Raw genomic sequence first — 21,338 nt, 5'->3', positions numbered from 1 at the left:
ATCGACCCCACCTTCAGCGCGTACCACGTCGCCGGCACCTCGACGAACATCTACGACCCGGTCGCCAACATCACGGCCTCCGCCAACTACGCCGCACACCGCTACGGCTCGATCGACAACGTCAACTCGGCCTACTGATCCGGCCCGACGAAGCACCACGGTCGCCCAGCAAGTCCCGGACGACCAGCGCCCGAACAAGACCCACCGGGCAAAGAACCGCAGGCCGCGTCCCCGCGACCGGCCTGCCGACGACAGCCGTTCCCGCAGCCACCGACGGCACGCCGCGACCCCGCGGCGCACCCCCGCATGGCAGCCGGGGTCACGGCCCCCCGGCCCCGCGCCCCTGCCAAGGGAAGCAGCGTCCACTCAGCATCGAAGTGCCGACGCACACCCACCAGTCGACGCCCAGCGCTGCTGTCGTGACGGCACGGACCGCGCTCGAAGACCCCACGAGCTCCCAGGGCCAGGCCGCCCACATGTGTCCGAGCAGGACATCAAGACGCGCCAGATCGACAACCCGCACACGAAGCTGACCGGATGCACCGACCCGCAGGGTTGTTGATGCGGCAGCTGAGCCGGCCCAGCAGGGCATGGCGCACCGGTGAACGGCGCCGGGGATCGAACTGCGCGGCCGGGGCGGGCGGTTCAGTCCTGGGCCAGTTCTGCCAGGGCGTCGAGACGGGTCGGTGTCCAGCCGAGCTCCCGGTGGGCCCGGGCACCGGTGAACTGCTGGTCGAGGGCGAACGCCTCGGCGATCGGGCCCATCCGCTGCACGGCCTCTTCGAGAGTCAGCGAGTCGAGGCTGCCCGGGCATCCGGCCGCGTGGCTGAGGGCTCGGGTGACGACCGCCAGCGGGAGGTTCTGTCCGCTGACCCCGGCGTAGACGGAACCGGCCGGGGCGTTCAGGGCCAGGACGTACAGTGCGGCGATGTCGTCGACGTGGACCAGTGCCCAGTGGTTGGAGCCGTCCCCGATGCAGGGCACAGCGCCGGCGGCGCGTCCCGGCTCGACGAAGAACGACTGCACCAGCCCGCCGGAGCGGCCGTAGACCAGCCCTGGCATCACCACCACCGGGCGCTCTCCGGTGACGGCCCGTGCGAGCACGCGCTTCTCGTTCTCCAGCCGCCAGGCGGTGATGCGCGGCGGGCTCAGCGGGGCGTCCTCGTCGACGACGCCGTCAGTGTCTCCGTACACCCATACCCCACCGGTGTGCACATAGGGGCGGCTTCCCGCGCCGTCCTGCATTGCCTCCGCCGCTCCGCGGTCGACGTCCGCCGTGCCCTCGGCGTAGTCCACCCCGAGATGGATGACCCCGTCGGCCTGGCGGGCCGCCTCCCGAAGGACGTCGGTATCGGTGAGCGCCCCCACGACAGCAGAGGCGCCCAGGTCCGAGACGGTGCGCGCGGAGTGCTCGCTGCGCGTCAGCGCCATTACCTCGATGCCGTGTCGGATCAGCGCCTGGATGGTGGAGCGGCCGATATAGCCGGAGCCGCCTGTGATGAAGACCTGCATAGCCCTCACTGTCCTTTCGGAGGGCGGCGGGAGATGCGCCGCCTCCTCCACCTTCGCGCCGTGCCCCCTACGGCGTCCAAGACCTCTTCCGTCAGCAGTGATGTCCTCAGGGCGTCCCTGCTGACGAAGACGATGTCGGCCGGCTCGGACATCAGCGGGGAGTGCCGGTCGGCCCTCCAGGCAGGGCACACCGCGTGCGGACCGATGTCGTCGATGGGCACATGAGTGACATCGGCATGGGAGTAGTAAGCCGCAGTCGACAGCGGGAGAACGCGGACGCCACCGGATGTCCCCACGCATTCCAGCTTCTCCTCGACGGCAGGACTCGCGGCTTTCACTCGCGACCGATCACGCCCCCCGCCGGCGACCTGCGTGCAGCGTAGGCTCCCGCGCCCGCCGCCAGCAGCATCACGCAGCCCGTGAAGATCAGCCCGGCTTGGCGCAACCCGAGCCATGTGGCCATGGCACCGACCCCGACCACCGGCACCGAGATCCCGGCGTAGGCGACGACGAAGAACGCCGAAATGGTGCCGCCACGATGCGATGCCGGGGCAGCACTGCTGACCAGGGTGAGTGCCGCGCGGAAGGCCAGTCCCTGGCCGGTGCCGCCGCACAGGGCGCCCAGGACGAGCAGAAGCAGGGATTCGGCGATCAGTGACGACGCCACCAGCAGCAGACCCACGACGAGAATGCCGCACCCCACGGGGAGCGCGAGGCGCGCGCCGATCCGCTCAGTCAGGGACTGCCCGACGGTCGAAGCGAGAAACACGGAGAAGACCACGGCGCCGGAGACAGCCAGGTTGTGCACACCCAGCGTCTGCGAGTCGAAGCTCGTCGCGACCGCCGTGAACAGCCCGAGAAGCGCGAAGCCGGCGAACGCCGCCAGCGCGGCGGGCGTGAACACACCCTTCACTTCGGGCGGCACCGTGACGCCCTGCGGCGTCAGAGGCGGCCATCTCTTCGGCTCCGCCACGGTCTCCGGCAGGAACCAGGTGATCCCCGTGGCCACAGCCACCAGCCCCAGGTGGACCCAGAACGGCAGCATCAGCGGCCAGGGCGTGTACTGCGCGAGGAGGCCGGAGAGCAGTGGCCCGCAGCCCAGACCACCCATGTTCGCCGCAGTGGCGGCGAAACCGGCACGCGCCTTCTGTCCGGGACCCGCCAACTCGATGACGGCCGCTGTTGCCGCGCCGCTCAGCAGGCCGGCCGCGCAGCCGGACAGCAGTCGCCCCGCGAAGAGCAGGGGCAGGCCGCTCTGCAGGAGGAAGCATCCCGCGCTCGCGGCCGACACAGCCATCGCGCACAGCAGCACAGGTCGGCGGCCGACCTCGTCGGAGTAGTTTCCCGCCACCAGAAGCACGGTGATGACCGCGACGGCGTACACGGCGAAGATCACGGTCACCAACAGCTCGGAGAACCCGATCTGTTCCTGGTAGAGCCCGTACAGCGGTGTGGGCAGCGTGGTCCCGGCCATCCCGATGGCGAACACCACTGCCGCAGCCGAATAGCCCGGCCGCCATCGGCCACCGGCTGCATTCCCTGCGCCCTCACGAACGATCACGCACGTCACCCTACGAGCGGCCCCGCACTGCAGCGGCGCCCGGCACGAGGTGGCGCGCCGCTCCGCAGGAACGTCAGAGCGGGGTTCTCACGTCGTCTCCCCCGTCGGCGGAGATCTGCCGTGACTCGTTGCACCGCTGCTCCATCCTGGTCTGCCCGGCAAGGCTTCCCACAGCCGGCCACTGCCAACCGGCAGGATCACGCCCATGGTGCACCGACCCTCGATCCCCTCATCCGAAGCCGCCATGACCCTCGTGACAGGCGCTGCCGGCGACGTCGGCCGGATGGTGGTGGAACGGCTACGCGGCGACGGTCTGCCGGTTCGCGCATTCGTGCACCGGGACGACGAGCGTGCCGCCGAGCTCCGCGACCTGGGGGCGGACGTCGCCGTGGGCGATCTGACGCGGGCGGCCGACGTCGCCCGGGCGCTCGACGGCTGTCGCCGGGTGTACTTCGGACTGGGCGTCTCCTCCTCCTATCTGGAGGCGACGGTGACCGCGGCAGCAGCCGCCCTGGACCACGGGCATCTCGAGGTCTTCGTCAACATGTCCCAGCTGACGGTCTCCCAGATGACACTGGCCAGCACCAGCGAATCCAGGCAGCAGCGTCAGCACTGGCTCGCCGAACAGACCCTCAACTGGTCCGGCCTCCCGGTGACCCACATCAGGCCCACGGTGTTCATGGAGAACCCGATCTTCCTGATGGTCATGGCCACCGACGTCGCGCAGGACAACACGATCCGGCTTCCCTTCGGATCGGGCCGTACCTCCCCGGTCGCCGCCCAGGACGTGGCCGAGGTAGCGGCCACCGTCCTTGCCACGCCGGACGCACACGTGGGCCGCACCTACGCCCTGACCGGAGAGCGCTCCCGCGACATGACAGCCATCGCGGAAGAACTCACCGACGCGCTGGGCAGAGACATCACCTACGTCGACGTCCCCTACGAGGAATGGGTGCGCACCGAGCTCATCCCTCTGGGGCTGCCCGAGCACGTTCGCGAGCACCTCTCCACGATGGCGCGCCTCCACGCCGCGAACAGGTACGACCGAGCCACTGACGACGTGGAGCTGATCACCGGACACTCCCCGCTGAGCTTCCACGACTTCGTACGGAGCCATTCCGCGGCCTTCACCGACGGCACACGCACTCGCTGACCGGTTGTGGCCGTCCTGCCTGAGGTGCGGGCCTGCCGGGAAGGAACCCTGACCACGGCCCGGAAGGCGATGAGGCACCGCAAGTATCTGCGGTGCCTCTGCCTTCGGAATCGGGAGAAACTAAGCGAGGCGGGATACCTGGTAGTGACTGATGTACCAGCGGTCCTCGACGCGCTTCACCAGTACGCCGAGATTGACGCCCACCGTGGGCCGGTCGGTGAACGAGAAGTCGACGCTCAGATAACCGAGCACGAGGCCGTCGGCGAGCTGCCTCGTTTCGAGAACCCGATACGCGGCCGTCATCCCGAGCGGTTGGGAATCGTAGTAGTCGGCGACGCCCTGCCGTCCGATGCTGTAGGGGCGCAGGCCCTGGAAGATCGCGTCCTCGGTGAAGTGGGAGGCGACCCGCTGCGGTTCGTGCCCGTCGACGGCTGCCTTCCACTGGTCGAGGACACCGCGCAGGATCGCTTCGCGGTCTGTCGTGCTGTTCATCAGGGTTCTCCTGTCGGGTGGAATCGGGACCCAGGGCTTCCTGCCCGGGCGGGTCACGGGTTCGGCCGTGGCATGCCGGCAGCCTGTGCCGGCCGGTTGGTTCCTCTCCGGCAATCGGTGGGGGACGCAGGTCCGACGGAACGTCACCCGCACCTGGCGCGTCGAACTCGGTTTCTCACGAGGCTCGTCGGCGTCGACGATGAGCCTGTCCCCGCTCCCGGCGGGGCCGGTCCGGTGCCGCTGTCCCGCGGGACTCACGCCACCGTCTGCGCCGTGGATGGCGGCACCTCATCCACGAAGGCAAGGTCCAGAGGCGGGCGCCCCCGCCGCGCACCGGCCCACACGAGATGTCAGACGTGAGGTTCGGCGCTGGGGGTCTGCGACAGGGCGGCCTTGACCCGCCTCGCTTCTTCGTCGGCGAGGACTTCGACCCGGTCGTCGGCCAGGGCCCGTACGCTCTGCTCGGCCACGTCGGCCGCACTGATCTTCGGTCTGTCCGTCCAGGCACTGAGGTCCGTGTCCACAAAGCCGGCATGCACCCCTGCCACCAGGGTCCCCTCGCGCGGCCGATGCCACGATTGGCGCCCGTCACCCAGGGCAACCGACCCTTCGATGTCCATCGTTCTTCCTTTGTCACCTTGTCGGTATCGGCATCCGTATCGGCGCCGGACCCGGGAACAGCGATGCCGGAACTGCCCGCATCGGCGCCGAGAGTGGGGTGGGGGTGCGCAAGCGCCAGCCGGCCCCCTCGTGGCCTGCACCACGAGGGCGTCGGCTTCGACCCTGGCACGGGCTGTCCGAACACGGCCTCGGCGCGCCCTGCTCGACCGCGAGCACCGCACGATGGGCCCTGCCCAGCAGGCCACGAGGGAGACGGCAGACGTGCTTTCGGGTCAGCGGCCCGCGCTCTGGCCGCCGTCGACGTGGAGGATCTCGCCGGTGACGAACGGGGCGTTCTCCAGGTAGATCACCGCGTCCACGATGTCGCTGAGTTCGCCCATCCGGCCGACCGGCTGCAGTCCGGCGAGCATCTCGTGGGTCTCCTCGGCGTGCATGGGGGTCTTGATGATGCCCGGAGAGACGGCGTTGGTGCGGATGCCACGCTTGGCGTACTCGATGGCGAGGGACTTGGTGGCGGACTGCAGGCCGCCCTTGGTCAGCGAGGCGAGTACGGAGGGGACGTTGGAGTCGGCGTGGTCGACCAGGCTGGTGGTGATGTTGACGATGTGTCCGCCGCCCTGGGCGAGCATGTGCTCGATGGCCAGCTGGGTGATGCGGAAGAACCCGAGCAGGTTCACGCCGGTCGCCGCGGCGTAGTCGTCCTGGGTGTACTCGTGGAAGGGCTTGGCGAGGAAGATGCCCGCGTTGTTGACCAGGGTATCGACACGGCCGAACCGCTCGACGGCGGCGGCGATGACGCGTTCGGCGGTGGCGGGGTCGGCGATGTCGCCCTGGACGGTGACGACGTCCGCATCCTGCGACTTGGCGACAGTCCGCGAGGTGGCGACGACGCCGTAGCCGAGCTTGCGGTAGGCCTCGACGAGGCCGGCCCCGATGCCCTGCGACGCACCGGTGATGACTGCGACCTTCTGGCCCTGAGTGCTCATGATGATCTTCTCCATAACGGGATGTGTTCCGACCGATTGACTAGCCGACCGGTCGCCTATTGAAAGGTAGACGACCGGTCGAGAAAGAGTCAACGAACACCGGAGCCGATCCAAGGACCGGCTTCCTCATTGCTGGTAGACGCAGCCTCTCAGTCCGGGCGAGGGCAGCGTCGGGCTGGGCTGACGCCGGTTCGCCGGAGGAGCGAGGCTGCCTACTGCCAGTGTGCGCCGCTGTCGGACCGCCAGGCGCCCGACGCGTCGATTCCCAGGTCACCGACACCCTCGCAGAGCGCGTCGACGACGGCACGTACCGCTGGACGGGCCTCGCTGCCGCGCCAGACCAGGAACCAGGGCCAGTACACCTTCGGCCCGCAGACCGGGCGTTGGACCAGGTCGGGCGGCAACTGGGTGGACTGCCCCTTGGGCGAGTTGATGACCGGGCGGCCACTGCGGCGGACGTGGTCGAAGAAGGCGGAGCCGGTGATACCGCCGTCGGAGATGCGTACGGCGTGGGCCCCGGTGTCGCGGGCCAATTGTTCGGCGTAGTCGTTCCAGGACGACCAGGAGGTGGTGTCGTCGTCGAGGAGCACGTCGGTGTCCCGGGCTAGTACGTCGCTGGTGTCATCGCCGGTGGCGACGGCGTAGAGCCGGTCGGCGCCGATGAGCCGCGCTTGGAGACCGCGCTGTTCCAGGTCCTCGGCCCGCCCCCAGCACACCGCAAGGTCCAGGCTGCCGTCGGCGACCCGGGCGGCCTGCGTGTGGGAGGGCGCGATCCACGCATCGATGTGGAGTTGGGCCACCACGGGGGTGCGGGCGACGAGGTCTGCCGGGAGCCAGTTGACGTAGCCGAGCCGGACCCGCTCCGCTCCGGACAGCCGGCCGGCTCGGCGCTGGAGGTCGTCAGCCCGTTCCAGCAGGGCGCGGGTGTGCGGAAGCAGGGCCGCCCCGGCCGGGGTGAGGGACACCGAACGGCGGTCACGGTCGAACAGGGTCACTCCGAGGTCGCGTTCGAGCACTTTGATCTGCTGGGACAGCGAAGGTCCGGCGATGAGGAGCCGCTCGGCGGCCCGGCCGAAGTTCAGTTCCTCGGCGACGGCAACGAAGTACCGCAGTTGACGCAACTCCACGCCCGCCATGCTACGTCCGGTGGGAGGCTGCGCCTACAAGCACCGAGGATACCGGTCGTGGCGTCGGCCCTCGTGGCAGGTACACGATGGCCGCGTGGAAACCGTCCACACCCGTGGCGTGCCGGCGCGAACCGGGCGCCCACCGAACGGAGCAGAATCATGCGCGAGTTCCTGGTCGAGATCACCACCACCATCCCCGAGGGCACCACCCAGGACGAGGTCGACCGGCGTCGCGCCGCCGAAGCCGTCCGCGCCGGGGAACTGGCCGCCACCGGCCACCTGGCCCGGCTGTGGCGCCCGGTCGGCGAGCTGCGCAGCATCGGCATCTGGCGGGCCGCCGACGAGGACGAGCTCCACGAGAAGGTTCTCGGCACGCTGCCGCTGCGCTCGTGGATGTCGCTCGACGTCACCGCGCTCGAGTCCCACCCCAACGACCCGGGCCGGACCGACGTCACGCCGTGAGCGGCAGACTCCCTTCCGACATTCACCGCCGCCGTCACGCGGCCGCAGCGATGAGCCGCGCCCCGCCCCGCATACACGCACGGCCCCTCGAGGACTTCGTCATGACCTTGCGAACCCAGCGCCGCTTCTCCGCCCGATCCAGCGGCCCGTTCCACTCGCCCTGGACCCACGTCGCACAAGCCGCCGCGGCGCTCGCCGCGGGCATGGGGATCGGCCGCTTCGTCTACACCCCGATCCTTCCTCTGATGCATACCCAGGCAGGGCTGTCCTCCGCTGCAGGCGCGAACCTGGCCACCGCCAACTACATCGGCTACCTCGTCGGCGCGCTGCTGGGCATCGCGCTGCCCGCACTGGTCCGCTCACCCGCAGTCCTGCGCGGTTCCCTGATCGTCCTGACCTGCAGCCTCGCCGGGATGCCCGCCACACACAGCACCACCGTGTGGATCGTCGTGCGACTGCTGGCCGGCCTGGCCAGCGCCCTGATCTTCGTCGTCGCCGTCAGCTCAGTCCTCAGCCACCTGCGAGAACACCCCGTTCACCTGCCCGGCTGGGCATTCGGTGGAGTCGGTGCAGGCATCGCGCTGTCCGGTCTGCTCGTTCTCGTCCTGCGCTCCGTCGCCGACTGGCGGGCCGCCTGGTGGGCCTCGGCCGGACTGGCCGCCGTCTTCGCCGCTGTTTCGTGGAATCTGCGTCCCGAGGGCACGCCCTCATCCAACCCAAGCACCACGACAGGGACCGCCCGCCGGCCGGGTGCGCGCACGCACCGCTGGTTCACCGCCCTGTTCGCCGCCTACACCCTGGAAGGCATCGGCTACATCGTCGCCGGCACGTTCCTGGTCGCCGCGATCGAGCAGACCTCCCCGGGCTGGGCAGGCAGCGGCGCCTGGGTGCTCGTCGGTCTGGCTGCCGTTCCGTCCTCGGCACTGTGGGCCTCGCTGGGCCGGCACCGGTCCCGCCCCGACCTGTTGTGCGCCGCCCTCGTCATCCAGGCGGTCGGCATCGCCCTCCCCGCACTGGTCGGCGGCGTGACGGCCGCCTTGCTCTCCGCGCTGCTGTTCGGCGCGACGTTCCTCGGCGTCAGCACCATCGCCCTGGCCGCAGGAACCCACCTGCAGTTCCCCCGCTCGGTCGCCCTGCTGACCGCCGGCTACTCCGTGGGCCAGATCCTCGGCCCGCTGGTCGTCACCCCACTGCTTCACCACGGCTATCACCAGGCCCTGATCCTGGCCGCCCTGGTGGTCCTCGCCGCCTCCGGTGCCGCCGCCGTCCTGCGGATCGGCTTCCCGCACCACATGGCCGTTGTGCCGAGCACCGTCCCCGGATGGCAGTCCGCACCGGCAGGAACCACGCCGGTTCGGACCGATCGCCCTTGACGCCCCTTGTCGCCCGCCGTTCAGCCCCTGGTGCTGCCCGCCGCGCCGGGCGGGTGGGTATCAGCTGCCGGCCAGTGCCTCCTGCGGCGGGCGAGCACCGAGCAGGGCCAGGCAGTTCGGCCACAGGGGGCTGAGCCGGTGGGTGTTGTTGTAGAGCTTGGCGAACAGCACCTGGCCCTCGATCTGGGCGACGACTGACCGTGCGGCTTCCCGGGTGTCGGTCACGGTGACCTCTTCGCGTTCCAGAGCCTCGGTGATGACCGAGTCGACCATCTCGACCTGTGCCTCGAAGATCTCCTGCAGTCGGGTGCGGATGGCCTCGGTCTGGTTGCTCATCTCCAGGGTGAGATTCCCGAACAGGCAGCCCGAGACGGTGCCACAGCTCTGCTGACCGGCGCGCTGGTCGGCCTCCGTCACCTCGAACAGCTGCCGCAGCCGGTGCAGTGGTTCGGCGTCGCTGTTCAGGATGCCTGTCCATTCCCGCTGCTGGACGACCCAGTGCTCGTCGATGACGGCCAGAGCAAGAGCCTCCTTGGACTCGAAGAAATAGTAGAAGCTGCCCTTGGGCACACCAGCCGCCTTGCAGATCTCGGCCACGCCCAACGCCGAGTAACCACGCAACTCGATAAGCGACCGCGCGGCACTGACGATCTTTTCTTTGGCGTCACTGGTCCGTCCCATGTCGCGAGTGTACGACCGGTCGACCATCACTTACTAGACCGGTCGGCTAGTGAAACGTGGTCGACCGGCGCCGCCCCTGGGACACGGGTCAGCCCGTGCCCGCCAGGTCTCCATTGCACAAGGGGCATCGCTCCTTGCCGTCCCAGGCGTGCCAGCCGAAGACGGCTGGTGCCAGAGACTGCCCCTCCAGTTCGTCGCGGACCGCGACCCGGTACGCCCACACGCTCGCGATGTACGGGTGGTAGGCGTCATGGAAGGCGGGCGAGGAGACAGGCGCGCCCGCGGCGACGGCGCTGCGCAGCGCACGAAGCTGCTCGAACATCGCCTGGCCCGCGCCGGCAACCGTCGCGCTGGCCTCGATGAACAGCCTCTCCCGTACCTCGTAGAGCCGGGCGTCGGTCAAGGCGGCACGGCTGGCCGACTCCAGGTCGGTAGCGGCATCAGGGGCCTGCGCGAGCCCGCGCAGCTGCGTATGCGCGACGCCCGCGGCAGCGATGAAATCGATGTACGCCTCGCGGCGCCGCGCGCCGAGGCCGCGCTCGACCTCCTGTCGCGTGCGCAGGCGGTCGGCCAGAACGGTTCCGGATATCGCGATCACGGCGCCGCCCAGCGTCGCAACCAATGTCCCCCACTCCACGCGCGCTCCCCCTGCCCGCCGGCCCGGACGGCACCGTAGCACCACGCGGTGGACTGCGCAGGCGGCCACGGGGCCGGCCGTCCGCGCTGTCGCGGTTGCGTACTCGGTCGGCGCCGGCGTTGCCGGGCCGGTTGCGCAGTTCCTCAGGGCTGCTGCGCGTTCGGCGTCGGTGGTGGACGTGCGGCAGCACGTCCCGTCGACGGAACTCGACGCCGACGGGAGCGTGCTTGCGCGCGGCGGCTAGGAGGAGCGGGCGCTGCGGCCGCGAGCGATGGCCACCCCAGCTGCGACAAGCCCCAGAACGCCCATGACAAGCCCGGCGATGCCGAGGCCGCGTGCGGTCGAGTCGCTGCTCGACGCCTCGGCCGTGGCCTTCGGCTCCGAGGACGAGGCGGTCATCGGTGCGTTCTCGTCACCCGCGGTCCTGGCGGTGAGCTCGAGGACGGACGCCGGGTTCTCCGGCTCCTCCCCGCCCTTCTGCGTCTCCTCGATCCAGCGGACGACCTTGCCGTCGGAGTAGGTCTGCAGCGTCTTGAAGCCCAACTGATCGGTGTCGTCCGGCAACTGGCCGAAGGCGACATCGAAGTCCTGGTACTCGCCGGATCGGATCCGGCCGCCGGACCAGGTGATCCGGGAGACGGCGTCGGTGATGGTGCCGTCGTCGGTCTTGACGGGGGTCTTGAGCCTGGTGGTCGTCACCTTCGAGTCCAGCCGTCCTGCGGGGTGACGAGTACGCCCAGGACCGGGTGGTCGGTGGGCAGGAAGACCTGCACCTCGGTGGTGTCGGCAGCGTCCTCCTCTTTGGGCACGCGGAAGGTGAGGACGCCGTCCGTGGCGCCTTTGGCGTAGCTGTCGGGGTGGACGGTGACGTGCCCGAAGGCGACGCCCGATGCGGTCAGCACGCCGGCGGTCGCGAGGGCGGCAACGATGCCTGCCCGGCGCAGAGCGGTGCGTGTCGAGGACATGACTGGAACTCCGTACTGGGGTCGATGGATTCAGGGCGCGTACGGGCTCCTGGTGGGCGGTCCTCGACGGTGGACGGCATGCCGCAGCAGCACTTGCCGCGTCGGCCTCAGCTCACCTGCCATCCCGTGTACGAAGCCCACTGCGACGGGTGCGACACAGCCCTCTCCGTACGTGCCACCGGACCACCAGCCCTGGTACCCACCCGACCGCCTGGCGCAGCAGGGACCACAGCGCGGCCTCGCCGCGTCGCAGCCACCAGGTCACGAGGACGGCCGTCGCGATATGGACCGTGGTTGCGTGAGGCGTCAGCACATGCCGATGGGCCATACGCAGGCCCTGCAAGGTGTGCATGCCCAGCACGGCATGAGGCCGTCCGGCGTCGAACGCGACGTGCAGCCCGCCCTGGGCCGCGAGCGTCCCGCCACCGATGCCGGCCGGCGACCGCTCCCGGCCGCCCAGCAGGCAGCCGCCTGCGAAGACGGGCACGAACCCGACGGCCTGCACCCACACCGGTGGCGCCGCACCCGTCGCCAGCGCATGGCCCCCGGCAGCCAGCAACACGCCCAGCAAGGCGAACACCACCGCGCGCGCTCCGTACCGAAGGGGATGCCCTCATGGCGCCAGATGCTCCCACGCGAAGCGAACGGTCCTCCCTGACTGCCGCATCCGCCTCGTCGTCGACTGTTCCGGCGTACCGACCAAGGGGGTGGAGCCTCGTGTCGGACGAGACTGACGCCGCTTCCCTGCGGCGGGACGACCGTATCGTGACAGTGATGCCTCGCCGGGCCGGGCCTGCGGGCAGCGGAGGCACAGCGGTACAGGCGTTTCACCGGATCGCTGACCATCGGCGGTGATGAACCACGAACCCTGCGAGCTACCGCCGCTGTCCACGCAGGTATGGCTCGGGCGGGTCGGGGCGGAGGAGACCGCGCTGCCCCGGCGACACAAAATCGACGCCGACTGGTGTCCGGGCGCCGCCGCAGGTTCCCGGACAGACCGGTCCCGACAAGAAAGGTAGGGCATCCCATGTCTGTGGAGCACGAAGAACTCGACCTGCGCCCCCGCACCGCCCTGGTCACCGGGGCCACCTCCGGCATCGGCCGGGCGGTCGCCGAGCGGCTGGCCGCCGACGGAATGTCCGTCGTCGTGACCGGCCGCAACGCCGAGCGCGGCGCCGAGACCGTCAACGAGATCACCGCGGCCGGCGGCGAGGCCCGGTTCGTCCAGGCGGACCTCGAGGATCCGGCCGGCATCGACCGGCTCGCAGCCGAAGTCGGCGAAATCGACGTCCTGGTCAACAACGCCGGGCATGCCGTCTGGGCCCCGACCGAGGAGATGAAGGTCTCCGACTACGACGCGATGTTTGCCGGCAACGTCCGCGCGGCCTTCTTCCTCGTGGCGGCGTTCGCCCCGGCGATGGCGGCGAAGGGATCGGGCAGCGTGATCAACATGGGCAGTATGGCCGGCAGCCTCGGCCTGGCCACGGCAGCCGCGTACGGCGCGACCAAGGCCGCGCTGGCATCCCTGACGCAGAGCTGGACGGCCGAGTACAGCGGCCGCGGCGTCCGTTTCAACACCGTCGCCCCCGGCCCGGTCTACACCCGGCCCGAAGCCCGCGACCTGTTCGACGCCCTCGCCGAAACCACCGCAATGAAACGCGCGGCCGAGCCCGCCGAGATCGCCGAGGTTGTCGCATTTCTCGCCTCGCCGAAGGCCGGCTACATCACCGGCGCGACCGTCGCCGTCGACGGCGGCCGCACCGCCATCTGAACCTGCCTGCTCCGAGAGAAACGCTCGTGAGCAACACCGTGCATGGCCTGAGCGCCGCCGATGTCGCCGACGCCGAGAGACTCGTCGCGTATGAGACGACTTTGTCCATCAGCGGGGTCGAGTCCGCCTCCGCGGGCGGCCTCCGGGTCGCCCTTGACATCGTCACAGCGCTTGCGCCGGGTCAGGTCACAGAAGGCGCAGGTCCACCCACGACGGCAAAGTGTCGATTCCCCGGACGCGATCACGATCAATCGCGAGGGAGAGGCTTCGCAGGTGAGGCAATTCGGCCAACGGGGAAAGGTCGACGTCCCCTTCCGCCGTCATGTCTCCGGTGACCTCGCAGAAGATCAGTCCCGGGAAAGCCTTCACCAATCGATTGACCGCCGCCTGGACAACTCGTTCACCACCGCCGCCGATGAGAGACAGGCTGGAGACGCTGCTCAGGAGCGCGGTGGCCGGAAGGGTCTCGAATGACACAGCGGTCGTGCTGAGGTCGGTGAGCTGGGACAGACCGCAGATCTGCTCCCAGTCCTCGGTCGAAGCCGGACTGGACGGACGGTTGAGCGTGAGGCTCGTGAGCTGCGTGAAGTCACCAAGCCCCTTGAGCCCTCTCGCGGGGCGCGCCTCTCCGGACACGCTGAGGCTGTTCAGCGGAGCTTGCACCGGGAGATCCTGCGGGGACCACTCCAGGCCGGAGGGACCGCTGATCACGAGGGTTTCCAAGTTCCGCAGGTGCGACAAGGGATGAAGGTCCATGTCCGATCTGGCACTGGCGATGTCCAGGTGCCGGATCGACAGCCCACTGAGCGCCGTGACATCCACCAGAACCGGGCAGGCGCCAATGACGAGGGACCTCAACTCCGTATGTCCGACCAGGAAACCGAGGTCGGCAGCCGCGTCGTTCGAGAGCATGAGGAGCGCCAACCTGTGTCGGGAGGCATACGAGTCCAGGGCCTCAGGGGACACACCGGCCCTGATGTCCAGGCTCTCCGGCTCCAGCCCGAGCCGGTTCAGTTGATGAAGCTGGTCGTCCGACCGGATGGTGTAGTTGAGGTTCTCCGGATCCAGACGCGCGATGATCTCCTCGGCGTACCGGGCCGTGTCGAACCGCGACCACGCCCATACGAGCTGGGAGCGCACGGGGAGAAAGGGATGCTCGACGAAGCGGACCAGAAAGGCGACGGCGGCGTCCGACTTGATGTGGGAGGCCGCGATGACCACGTGAAGGGCGGCCACGTCGCCGACCTCGGCCGGTCCCGGCAGAAGATTGAGAATCAGAGGGCCGACTTCGGCAAGGGCCCGGGCCTCCTCCTCGTTTCCCGGGGGTATGAGAGTGGCGGTACGCCGCTCGGCCTCTTGGCGTACAACGGGATCGAGGGAGGTGGCGTGTCCCAGGCAGACGGCGGCGAGCAGGTAGATACGGGCCTTGAGACGTTTGTCTTCGGTGCGATCGCCCAGGTCCAGAAGTCCACGGAAGATGGTGACGCGTTCTCCGGCGCGGGCGAGAGCGACCGCCATGCGAATGACGTCCGCCCACTGGTCGTCCGCCGCGTGTGCGACCAGCAGTCCGAAGTCGCCCTCTTCGAGGGCGGCCCGGGCGCCGAGGAAGTCCTGGAAGGTGCGGTGGATGAAGTCCACCGTGTTGCGCGCGGGTTCGCGGAGCAGGCCACTGCGCTGCAGGAAGTACTCGAAGACGGTCGCCGCATCACCCAGTTCGGCCACTTCGGGCACTGCGGGAAGGGCTCGGCCGATGATGTCCATCGCGCGGGAGCGGTCCATCTCGGTACGGCCGTTCTTGATGAGCCAGTAGGCAAGTCGCTGAAGTACGTCGAGCTGCGGGTCGTCGGCGAGGTCGGGCCCCGTCATGTCCCGTTCCCGGTCCCGGCGACTGAGGAGCATCGAGAGCGCGGCCTCGTAGAGGTCTTTGCGGCCGTGGGGGAGATAGCCCCGCCGATCACGGTGGAGGGCGCAGATCAACCCGCACATCAGGGGGTTGATGGCCAGGCGGCCGAGATCGGGCTCGGTCCGTACGGCGGTGAGGAGTTGAGCCTCCAACCTTTCGAGTTCGGCGGCATCGCCGGCACCGATCCCGGCAGCGCCGTGCCAGCGTTCGATGAACGTGGCAATGCCGGCGGGCCCCATGGCGGACAGCGTCAGCCCGGTAAAACCGTCGTCGGCGAGCCAGTGCTGGTCCACGGCCGACGGGCGGGACGTGACCAGCCAACGGTTGTCACCGTCGTACGTTTCGATCAGATCCTGCAGCCACCTCCGTGTCCGCTCACGCTCGCGGTCGGGGATCTCGTCGATGCCGTCGATGAGGATCAGACCACGCCCCGCAACGAGGACCCGGTGCTCCCAGCCGGCGGGCTGAGTGCCGGCAAGTGGGCAGCCGGTGGCGGCGAGGAAGTCCTTGGGGGCGGGGAGTCGCTCCCCGTGGCGCGTGAGTGTCCGAAGGGGGAGGACGAACGGGATACGGTCGTAGAGGTACTCCATGCGGTCGGGGAGGTCCTGGCGGGCGGTGCTGACGGCAAGCCACTGGATGAGGGTGGTCTTGCCCGAGCCCGCTTCGCCCCGGAGGAGGATGCGCCGGTCGGTGGCCAGAGCCTGATCTGCAGGCTGCGAGGTGGCGACGGAGGAGCTGAGCAGGTGGTGGGACACGGAGTCGTCCCCACGAGTGCCGTGCCTGAGCGTGCGCTGCCATGCGGCTGACTGCCACGGCCAGGACAGCGGCGAAGCCTCCAGGCTCAGATACGCCACATCCAACGGCCATCGTGCCGGAGAGTTGTTGAGATCGATCCCGTAGATCGTGAGCTTGCCGTGCTTCTTGGTGATGTGCGCCAGGTACGCCTGCTCGAAGGCGGCCACCTCGCCGCCGGGGAGCGTGTTGCGACGCATCAGCTCGTCGACTTTGAGTATGAGTTCGTCGACCGCGCGGGTCTGCTGGACCAGGGTGTGTGCGACGAAGGTCGAGCGCTGCGTGAAGAAGTGGAGGATATGCAGGCAGGCGGTGTCGAGCAAGGCCTCGTAGAAGTACGCGCCGTCGGCTGTGAGATGGCGTTCGGGATTCTCGCTCACGCGCCGCAGGTCGCGGGCGAAGGCCTGGTGGCCGAGACGGACGGCGTCGAGATCGCTGATGGTCAGTTCACCGAGGGCCTGGAGGGTGTCTGCGAGTACGTCGGTGACAGCCTGCCGTTCGTCCGCGCGGATGGGGTGTTCGCCTGCACGCAGAGCCTGTTTGACCAATTTCGCGGCGAGTTCGCGAACATCGGATTCGGTGAGGGCTCGCTTCTCGCCTTTGAAAGAGACGTAGCCGGAGATACGGATCGGCTTGTCGACCAGGCCGGCTCCGGGACCTTCGGTGACGAAGAGCTTCTTGACGAGGGGGGCTATCGCAGCCGAGGCCAGTCGGGTGCCGATGGCAGTTGGTTCCAAGTTGTGCCCCCGTAGAACTGTGGTGGCCGCTGCCGTCCGATCCTAGGGCGCCTCACACATCCTGTGTCACGGCCTCTTGCCGCCCCGAGTGGACGCATGAACTCCGGTGATCCACCTGCGCCCCCATACCGTCTCCGAAGGCCCGCCGGTGACGTGAGCCGGGTCGTGCCCCCGAAAGCACACTCGGCATCCGACCCCCGGGAACCCGGACCGGTCCGCGCAACGGATGAGCACACTGCGTACAACCGGTCCGCCGGGAGCGGCGGGCACCCTGACCACGAAGTGAAGCGGACTGCCAACGGATCTCCGCTTCCCATTCGACGCGTCGCTTCCCCGATCACGCATGCACTATCGATACTGGTGTCCTCATCGCGCCGGCAACGAAACGATCGGAGTGCTCCTGATGGCTGGTCAGCAGTGAGCATCGAGTCAGCATCAGTTCCGTCGACCACCGCCGCAGGCCGGCACCGACCGCCAGGGGCCACAACCCCGACCCTGCCGCTGACCAGTTAGAACCCTGCCCAGGGACCTGGCACGCCTCGAAGGAGATACCGTTGAAGATGCTGATCAACGTCCCGGAGACCGTCGTTGCGGACGCATTGCGCGGAATGGCCGCCGCTCACCCCGAACTGACCGTGGATGTCGAAAACCGTGTCGTCATGCGGCGCGACGCTCCCGTGGCCGGAAAGGTGGCGCTCGTCTCCGGGGGTGGGTCCGGGCATGAGCCGTTGCACGCCGGGTTCGTCGGGCCGGGGATGCTGTCCGCCGCCTGTCCCGGTGAGGTGTTCACCTCGCCCGTCCCTGACCAGATGGTGCGCGCCGCCGCCGCGGTCGACAGTGGCGCCGGGGTGCTGTTCGTCGTCAAGAACTACACCGGTGATGTGCTGAACTTCGAGATGGCCGCCGAACTCGCCGAGGACGAGGGAGTGCAGGTCGCCAAGGTGCTCGTCAATGACGACGTGGCGGTGACGGACAGTCTGTTCACGGCGGGGCGGCGCGGGACGGGTGCGACACTGTTCGTCGAGAAGATCGCGGGGGCGGCTGCCGACGAGGGTGCGCCGCTGGAGCGGGTGGAGGCCCTCGCCCGGCAGGTGAACGAGGCGTCGCGGAGCTTCGGGGTGGCGCTCAGTTCCGTCACCACGCCCGCCAAGGGCTCCCCCACCTTCGATCTGCCACCCGGCGAGCTGGAACTGGGGATCGGGATCCACGGTGAGCCGGGGCGGGAACGACGTCCGATGATGACGTCGCGGGAGATCGCGGACTTCGCGGTGCACGCGGTGCTGGACGATCTGCAGCCGACCGGTCCGGTGCTCGTGCTGGTCAACGGGATGGGGGCGACGCCCCTGCTGGAGCTGTACGGGTTCAATGCCGAGGTGCAGCGGGTGCTGTCCGAGCGGCATGTCTCCGTGGCTCGTACGCTCGTGGGGAACTATGTGACCTCGCTCGACATGGCGGGATGTTCGGTGACGCTGTGCCGGCTCGACGAGGAGCTGCTGCGGCTCTGGGACGCGCCGGTGGAGACACCCGCCCTCCGCTGGGGCCGGTGAGAACGTCGCCCGTACATCCATGACGATGCTTCAGGGACAAGGAGATCTTGTGCTGGACGCCGACTTCTTCCGCCGTTGGATGGCCGCAGCCGCCGCCGCGGTGGATCGCGAGGCGGATCACCTCACCGAACTCGACTCGGCGATCGGGGACGCCGATCACGGCAGCAATCTGCAGCGCGGATTCACCGCGGTGACCGCAGTGCTGGAGAAGGAGTCCCCGCAGACGCCGGGGGCTGTACTGATGCTTGCGGGACGGCAGTTGATCTCGACGGTCGGCGGGGCTTCGGGTCCGTTGTACGGGACGCTGCTGCGGCGTACGGGGAAGGCGCTGGGCGATGCGCCCGCGGTGACGGAGGGACAGCTGGCCGAGGCATTCGCCGTGGGTGTCGCAGCCGTCGCCCAGCTGGGCGGGGCGCAGCCCGGGGACAAGACCATGCTCGATGCGCTGCTGCCGGGCGCCGCGGCGCTCGGGACGTCGCACGGAGCGGCCCGGGACGCGGCGGAGGCGGGCGCCGTCGCCACCGTACCGATGCAGGCCCGCAAGGGCAGGGCGAGCTATCTCGGTGAGCGCAGCATCGGGCACCAGGATCCGGGGGCGACGTCCTCGGCACTGCTGATCGCCGCACTTGCCGGAACGAGCGGCGCAAGCGGAGGGAACGGGGGCGACGCATGAGCGGGGAGAAGCAGGTCGGGATCGTGCTGGTCTCGCACAGCGGGCCGGTCGCCGAGGCGGTCGCCGAGCTGGCCAGGGGGCTGGCGGCCGGTGGTGCGACAGCGCCGGTGGCCGCGGCCGGTGGCACGCAGACGGGTGGGCTCGGCACCAGTGCGGAGCTGATCGCCGAAGCCGCCCGTTCCGTCGACGGCGGCGTGGGGATCGCGGTGCTGGTCGATCTCGGCAGTGCGGTGCTCACGGTCAAGTCGATGCTGGCCGAGGGTGACGAACTGCCGGACGGGGCACGGCTGGTGGACGCGCCGTTCGTCGAGGGCGCGGTGGCCGCACTGGTCACCGCGTCGGCGGGCGGCGATCTGGCTGCGGTGGAGGCCGCGGCGTCGGAGGCGTACTCCTACCGCAAGGTGTAGAGGCACGGTGCAAGCATCGGTCCCGCACCGTGGGTGCGGACAAGGCCGTTGGTCAGGCCGCCGAAGCGGCGGCCGCCGCGGCGATGCGGAGCTGTGTCCGCTGCGCCGTCCCGTTGACCGTCACGGCGAGCGTGACCGTGCCCGGCCGGAGGGCCGTGAGCGTGCCGGTGACCGGGTCGAAGACCGCCGCGTGCCGGGGGCGGGCGCCGTCCCGGTCGCCGATACGGACGTTCGGGGACCCGGTCCAGTCGGCGGCCAGCGGGAACGCGACCGGAACGCTGCGGGCGCCCTGGGTGACGGTCGCCGTGACCTTCGCGGTGTTTCCGGCAACGAGGACGGACGGGGCGTCGAGGGGCAGCGCGTCGACATGTGCCCTGGTCTGCACGGAGACCCAGTCGGGCGCGCCCTGCCACGGCTTCTGCCGGGCGGCGGCCTGTTCGCCGCGCGAGACGTGGTCCGCGCCGACGAGGGACCAGCCGGTGAAGCCGCCCTCGTCCGCCGGGCCGGCCGGCGCCTTGCCGGAGTTGCCGTTGATCAGATAGGGCACGCCGTTGACGTGCGAGGCGTGGAAGACCCCGACATGGCTGCCGATGAACGCGGCTCCCTTGCCCGTCGTACGGCGGAAGTCGGCGAGCAGCATGGCCGCGCGTACCGCCACGCACCAGGGGGCCTCGGGAACCTCAGGGGAAACAGGGTGCGGCGACTCGATGACACACGTGATCATTGGAGAGACTTGACGGTATGTCGTCTCAGAAGCGCAGTGCGGGTCTTCTGCTGTTCCGGTCCACGGACGGGGGCGCCGGGTTCGAGGTGTTCATCGGGCACATGGGTGGCCCGTTCTGGGCGAGGCGCGAGGCGGCGGCGTGGTCGGTCCCCAAGGGCGAGTACGGCCCCGATGAGGAGCCCGAGGCCGCTGCCCGCCGGGAGTTCGAGGAGGAGTTCGGCCATCCGGCACCTGACGGTGTGTGGGTGCCGCTCGGTGAGTCCCGTCAGACCGGTGGCAAGTCGGTGGTCGTGTGGGCGATGGAGGCCGATGTCGATCCGGCGCGTGCCGAGCCCGGGACGTTCACCATGGAGTGGCCCCGGGGGTCCGGCGTGCAGAAGGAGTTCCCGGAGATCGACCGGTTCGCCTGGTGCACGCCGGATGAGGCGGCGGAGCGCCTCGTCGCGGGCCAGCGGGTCTTCGTCGAACGGCTGGCGGAACACGTCCGGGACGTACACCGGGAGGCTATGCGCCGGCCGCGCGGTTGATCTCCTGGCTGTGCAGGATGTGTTCGCCGGAGCCTTGCCGGCCGACGACGGCGATCATGGCGCGCCCCATGTTGTCGGTGGTCGTCACATGGTTCGGCATGATCCGCCGGAGCACCGGGTACAGCCAGGAGACACCGCGGTACATCCAGCGGTACATCGCGGTCTTCGACGTCGCGCCGTGCAGCGGCTGGATGTAGCCCGGCCGGAACATGTACGCGTGGAAGTCCATCGCCAGGAGCTCGTTCTCGGTGCGCCCCTTGACCCGCGCCCACGCGGTGCGGCCCTTCTCGCTGCTGTCCGTGCCTTCCCCGGACACGTAGGTGAAGGTCAGCCCCGGGTTGTGGGCGGCGACCGCCCGGGCGGCGGCCAGGGTGTACGTGTACGTGATGCGGGAGTACTCCTCCTCGCTCAGACCGGCCGAGGTGACGCCGAGGCAGAAGAAGCACGCGTCGAGGCCGGTGAGTTCGGCGTCGATCGCCGAGAAGTCCGTGAAGTCGCGGTGGACGACCTCACGGACCTTGGGGTGCCGCACGCCTGCCGGCGTACGGCCGACGATCAGGACGCTCTCGACCCGGTCGTCGAGCAGGCAGGCCCGCAGTACGCCCTGGCCCACCATCCCGGTGGCGCCGAAAATGATCACTCTCACAGCAGCTGCTCCGGGTGGCTCGTCTCACGTCGGTCGTGCCG

At 69.5% G+C, this 21,338-nt stretch carries 19 protein-coding genes and 4 pseudogenes; 9 read left to right on the top strand and 14 right to left on the bottom strand.

Going from position 1 to position 21,338, the window contains the following annotated elements:
* A pseudogene (locus ACWCP8_RS24855) lies at positions 1-138 on the top strand (transglycosylase SLT domain-containing protein); the annotation flags it as partial.
* Between the two features lie 507 nt (positions 139-645).
* On the opposite strand, the gene ACWCP8_RS24850 reads toward ACWCP8_RS24855, so the two are convergent.
* Positions 646-1,512, bottom strand: a complete 867-nt coding sequence (locus tag ACWCP8_RS24850) for an NAD-dependent epimerase/dehydratase family protein (protein ID WP_451118190.1) — start codon at positions 1,510-1,512, stop codon at positions 646-648.
* 334 nt (positions 1,513-1,846) lie between these two features.
* Positions 1,847-3,073: an MFS transporter gene (locus ACWCP8_RS24845; protein WP_451118188.1), complete on the bottom strand. Its 1,227-nt coding sequence runs from the start codon at positions 3,071-3,073 to the stop codon at positions 1,847-1,849.
* 244 nt (positions 3,074-3,317) lie between these two features.
* On the opposite strand from ACWCP8_RS24845, the gene ACWCP8_RS24840 reads away from it, so the two are divergent.
* The gene (locus tag ACWCP8_RS24840) at positions 3,318-4,226 is read left to right on the top strand and encodes an NAD(P)H-binding protein (protein ID WP_451118186.1); all 909 of its coding nucleotides are present in this window, start codon (positions 3,318-3,320) and stop codon (positions 4,224-4,226) included.
* A gap of 120 nt (positions 4,227-4,346) precedes the next feature.
* Here the strand turns inward: ACWCP8_RS24840 and ACWCP8_RS24835 are convergent, their stop codons facing one another.
* From ACWCP8_RS24835 to ACWCP8_RS24820, 4 genes are all read right to left on the bottom strand, one after another.
* Positions 4,347-4,718: a YybH family protein gene (locus ACWCP8_RS24835; RefSeq protein WP_352271883.1), complete on the bottom strand. Its 372-nt coding sequence runs from the start codon at positions 4,716-4,718 to the stop codon at positions 4,347-4,349.
* A 350-nt stretch (positions 4,719-5,068) separates the two neighbouring features.
* Positions 5,069-5,338: a hypothetical protein gene (locus ACWCP8_RS24830; RefSeq protein WP_451118184.1), complete on the bottom strand. Its 270-nt coding sequence runs from the start codon at positions 5,336-5,338 to the stop codon at positions 5,069-5,071.
* Between the two features lie 273 nt (positions 5,339-5,611).
* Entirely contained in the window at positions 5,612-6,325 is a 714-nt protein-coding gene (locus ACWCP8_RS24825; RefSeq protein WP_451118182.1) for an SDR family NAD(P)-dependent oxidoreductase, read from the bottom strand.
* Between the two features lie 212 nt (positions 6,326-6,537).
* Entirely contained in the window at positions 6,538-7,461 is a 924-nt protein-coding gene (locus tag ACWCP8_RS24820; RefSeq protein WP_352271879.1) for a LysR family transcriptional regulator, read from the bottom strand.
* Positions 7,462-7,611: 150 nt separating this feature from the next.
* Between ACWCP8_RS24820 and ACWCP8_RS24815 the strand changes: the two genes are divergently transcribed.
* Positions 7,612-7,914 carry a muconolactone Delta-isomerase family protein gene (locus tag ACWCP8_RS24815; RefSeq protein WP_352271877.1) on the top strand — a complete coding sequence of 101 codons (303 nt, stop codon included), beginning with the start codon at positions 7,612-7,614 and terminating at the stop codon, positions 7,912-7,914.
* A gap of 101 nt (positions 7,915-8,015) precedes the next feature.
* Entirely contained in the window at positions 8,016-9,287 is a 1,272-nt protein-coding gene (locus tag ACWCP8_RS24810; RefSeq protein ID WP_451118179.1) for a YbfB/YjiJ family MFS transporter, read from the top strand.
* Between the two features lie 60 nt (positions 9,288-9,347).
* Here ACWCP8_RS24810 and ACWCP8_RS24805 read toward each other — a convergent pair whose 3' ends face one another.
* The 5 genes and pseudogenes from ACWCP8_RS24805 to ACWCP8_RS24785 form a co-directional block, all read right to left on the bottom strand.
* The gene (locus ACWCP8_RS24805; RefSeq protein WP_382844389.1) at positions 9,348-9,968 is read right to left on the bottom strand and encodes a TetR/AcrR family transcriptional regulator; all 621 of its coding nucleotides are present in this window, start codon (positions 9,966-9,968) and stop codon (positions 9,348-9,350) included.
* Positions 9,969-10,056: 88 nt separating this feature from the next.
* Positions 10,057-10,605 (bottom strand): CchlQ, encoded by a 549-nt coding sequence (locus ACWCP8_RS24800; protein ID WP_451118177.1) that lies wholly within the window; start codon positions 10,603-10,605, stop codon positions 10,057-10,059.
* Between the two features lie 55 nt (positions 10,606-10,660).
* A pseudogene (locus ACWCP8_RS24795) lies at positions 10,661-10,773 on the bottom strand (30S ribosomal protein S14); the annotation flags it as partial.
* A gap of 72 nt (positions 10,774-10,845) precedes the next feature.
* Positions 10,846-11,570: pseudogene (locus tag ACWCP8_RS24790) on the bottom strand (YcnI family copper-binding membrane protein).
* A 112-nt stretch (positions 11,571-11,682) separates the two neighbouring features.
* The gene (locus ACWCP8_RS24785; RefSeq protein ID WP_451118175.1) at positions 11,683-12,153 is read right to left on the bottom strand and encodes a hypothetical protein; all 471 of its coding nucleotides are present in this window, start codon (positions 12,151-12,153) and stop codon (positions 11,683-11,685) included.
* 444 nt (positions 12,154-12,597) lie between these two features.
* On the opposite strand from ACWCP8_RS24785, the gene ACWCP8_RS24780 reads away from it, so the two are divergent.
* Positions 12,598-13,341: an SDR family NAD(P)-dependent oxidoreductase gene (locus ACWCP8_RS24780; RefSeq protein ID WP_352271868.1), complete on the top strand. Its 744-nt coding sequence runs from the start codon at positions 12,598-12,600 to the stop codon at positions 13,339-13,341.
* A 186-nt stretch (positions 13,342-13,527) separates the two neighbouring features.
* Here ACWCP8_RS24780 and ACWCP8_RS24775 read toward each other — a convergent pair whose 3' ends face one another.
* A complete protein-coding gene (locus ACWCP8_RS24775) occupies positions 13,528-16,773 on the bottom strand; it encodes an NACHT domain-containing protein (protein WP_451118173.1) in 3,246 nt (1,081 codons plus the stop codon).
* A gap of 560 nt (positions 16,774-17,333) precedes the next feature.
* On the opposite strand from ACWCP8_RS24775, the gene dhaK reads away from it, so the two are divergent.
* The 3 genes from dhaK to ACWCP8_RS24760 are packed head-to-tail and all read left to right on the top strand — an operon-like array spanning position 17,334 to position 19,400.
* Positions 17,334-18,320 carry a dihydroxyacetone kinase subunit DhaK gene (dhaK, locus tag ACWCP8_RS24770; protein ID WP_356005989.1) on the top strand — a complete coding sequence of 329 codons (987 nt, stop codon included), beginning with the start codon at positions 17,334-17,336 and terminating at the stop codon, positions 18,318-18,320.
* 49 nt (positions 18,321-18,369) lie between these two features.
* Positions 18,370-18,993, top strand: coding sequence for a dihydroxyacetone kinase subunit DhaL (gene dhaL / locus ACWCP8_RS24765; RefSeq protein WP_451118203.1), 624 nt, complete (start codon positions 18,370-18,372; stop codon positions 18,991-18,993).
* Entirely contained in the window at positions 18,990-19,400 is a 411-nt protein-coding gene (locus ACWCP8_RS24760; RefSeq protein WP_352271863.1) for a PTS-dependent dihydroxyacetone kinase phosphotransferase subunit DhaM, read from the top strand. The genes dhaL and ACWCP8_RS24760 overlap by 4 nt, the downstream gene beginning before the upstream one ends.
* A gap of 52 nt (positions 19,401-19,452) precedes the next feature.
* Here ACWCP8_RS24760 and ACWCP8_RS24755 read toward each other — a convergent pair.
* Positions 19,453-20,034, bottom strand: a pseudogene (locus ACWCP8_RS24755) (phosphodiester glycosidase family protein); the annotation flags it as partial.
* A 107-nt stretch (positions 20,035-20,141) separates the two neighbouring features.
* Here ACWCP8_RS24755 and ACWCP8_RS24750 point away from each other — a divergent pair.
* Positions 20,142-20,651: an NUDIX domain-containing protein gene (locus ACWCP8_RS24750; protein ID WP_451118171.1), complete on the top strand. Its 510-nt coding sequence runs from the start codon at positions 20,142-20,144 to the stop codon at positions 20,649-20,651.
* Here the strand turns inward: ACWCP8_RS24750 and ACWCP8_RS24745 are convergent.
* Positions 20,629-21,297, bottom strand: a complete 669-nt coding sequence (locus tag ACWCP8_RS24745; RefSeq protein ID WP_352267022.1) for an NAD-dependent epimerase/dehydratase family protein — start codon at positions 21,295-21,297, stop codon at positions 20,629-20,631. The genes ACWCP8_RS24750 and ACWCP8_RS24745 overlap by 23 nt on opposite strands.
* Positions 21,298-21,338: the final 41 nt, after the last annotated feature.

The sequence above is a fragment of the Streptomyces sp. NPDC002206 genome (genome assembly GCF_053593595.1).
Note: the sequence above shows the minus strand (reverse complement) of the source record. Positions and strands in the feature narration are given on the sequence as shown.

Coding starts and splice junctions, on each gene's coding strand:
- ACWCP8_RS24830 (WP_451118184.1), bottom strand. CDS start 5,338: ATGGACATCGAAGGGTCGGTTGCCCTGGGTGACGGGCGCCAATCGTGG.
- ACWCP8_RS24760 (WP_352271863.1), top strand. CDS start 18,990: ATGAGCGGGGAGAAGCAGGTCGGGATCGTGCTGGTCTCGCACAGCGGG.
- ACWCP8_RS24805 (WP_382844389.1), bottom strand. CDS start 9,968: ATGGGACGGACCAGTGACGCCAAAGAAAAGATCGTCAGTGCCGCGCGG.
- ACWCP8_RS24820 (WP_352271879.1), bottom strand. CDS start 7,461: ATGGCGGGCGTGGAGTTGCGTCAACTGCGGTACTTCGTTGCCGTCGCC.
- ACWCP8_RS24825 (WP_451118182.1), bottom strand. CDS start 6,325: ATGAGCACTCAGGGCCAGAAGGTCGCAGTCATCACCGGTGCGTCGCAG.
- dhaK (WP_356005989.1), top strand. CDS start 17,334: ATGCTGATCAACGTCCCGGAGACCGTCGTTGCGGACGCATTGCGCGGA.
- ACWCP8_RS24750 (WP_451118171.1), top strand. CDS start 20,142: ATGTCGTCTCAGAAGCGCAGTGCGGGTCTTCTGCTGTTCCGGTCCACG.
- ACWCP8_RS24835 (WP_352271883.1), bottom strand. CDS start 4,718: ATGAACAGCACGACAGACCGCGAAGCGATCCTGCGCGGTGTCCTCGAC.
- ACWCP8_RS24780 (WP_352271868.1), top strand. CDS start 12,598: ATGTCTGTGGAGCACGAAGAACTCGACCTGCGCCCCCGCACCGCCCTG.
- ACWCP8_RS24810 (WP_451118179.1), top strand. CDS start 8,016: ATGACCTTGCGAACCCAGCGCCGCTTCTCCGCCCGATCCAGCGGCCCG.
- ACWCP8_RS24815 (WP_352271877.1), top strand. CDS start 7,612: ATGCGCGAGTTCCTGGTCGAGATCACCACCACCATCCCCGAGGGCACC.
- ACWCP8_RS24840 (WP_451118186.1), top strand. CDS start 3,318: ATGACCCTCGTGACAGGCGCTGCCGGCGACGTCGGCCGGATGGTGGTG.
- ACWCP8_RS24850 (WP_451118190.1), bottom strand. CDS start 1,512: ATGCAGGTCTTCATCACAGGCGGCTCCGGCTATATCGGCCGCTCCACC.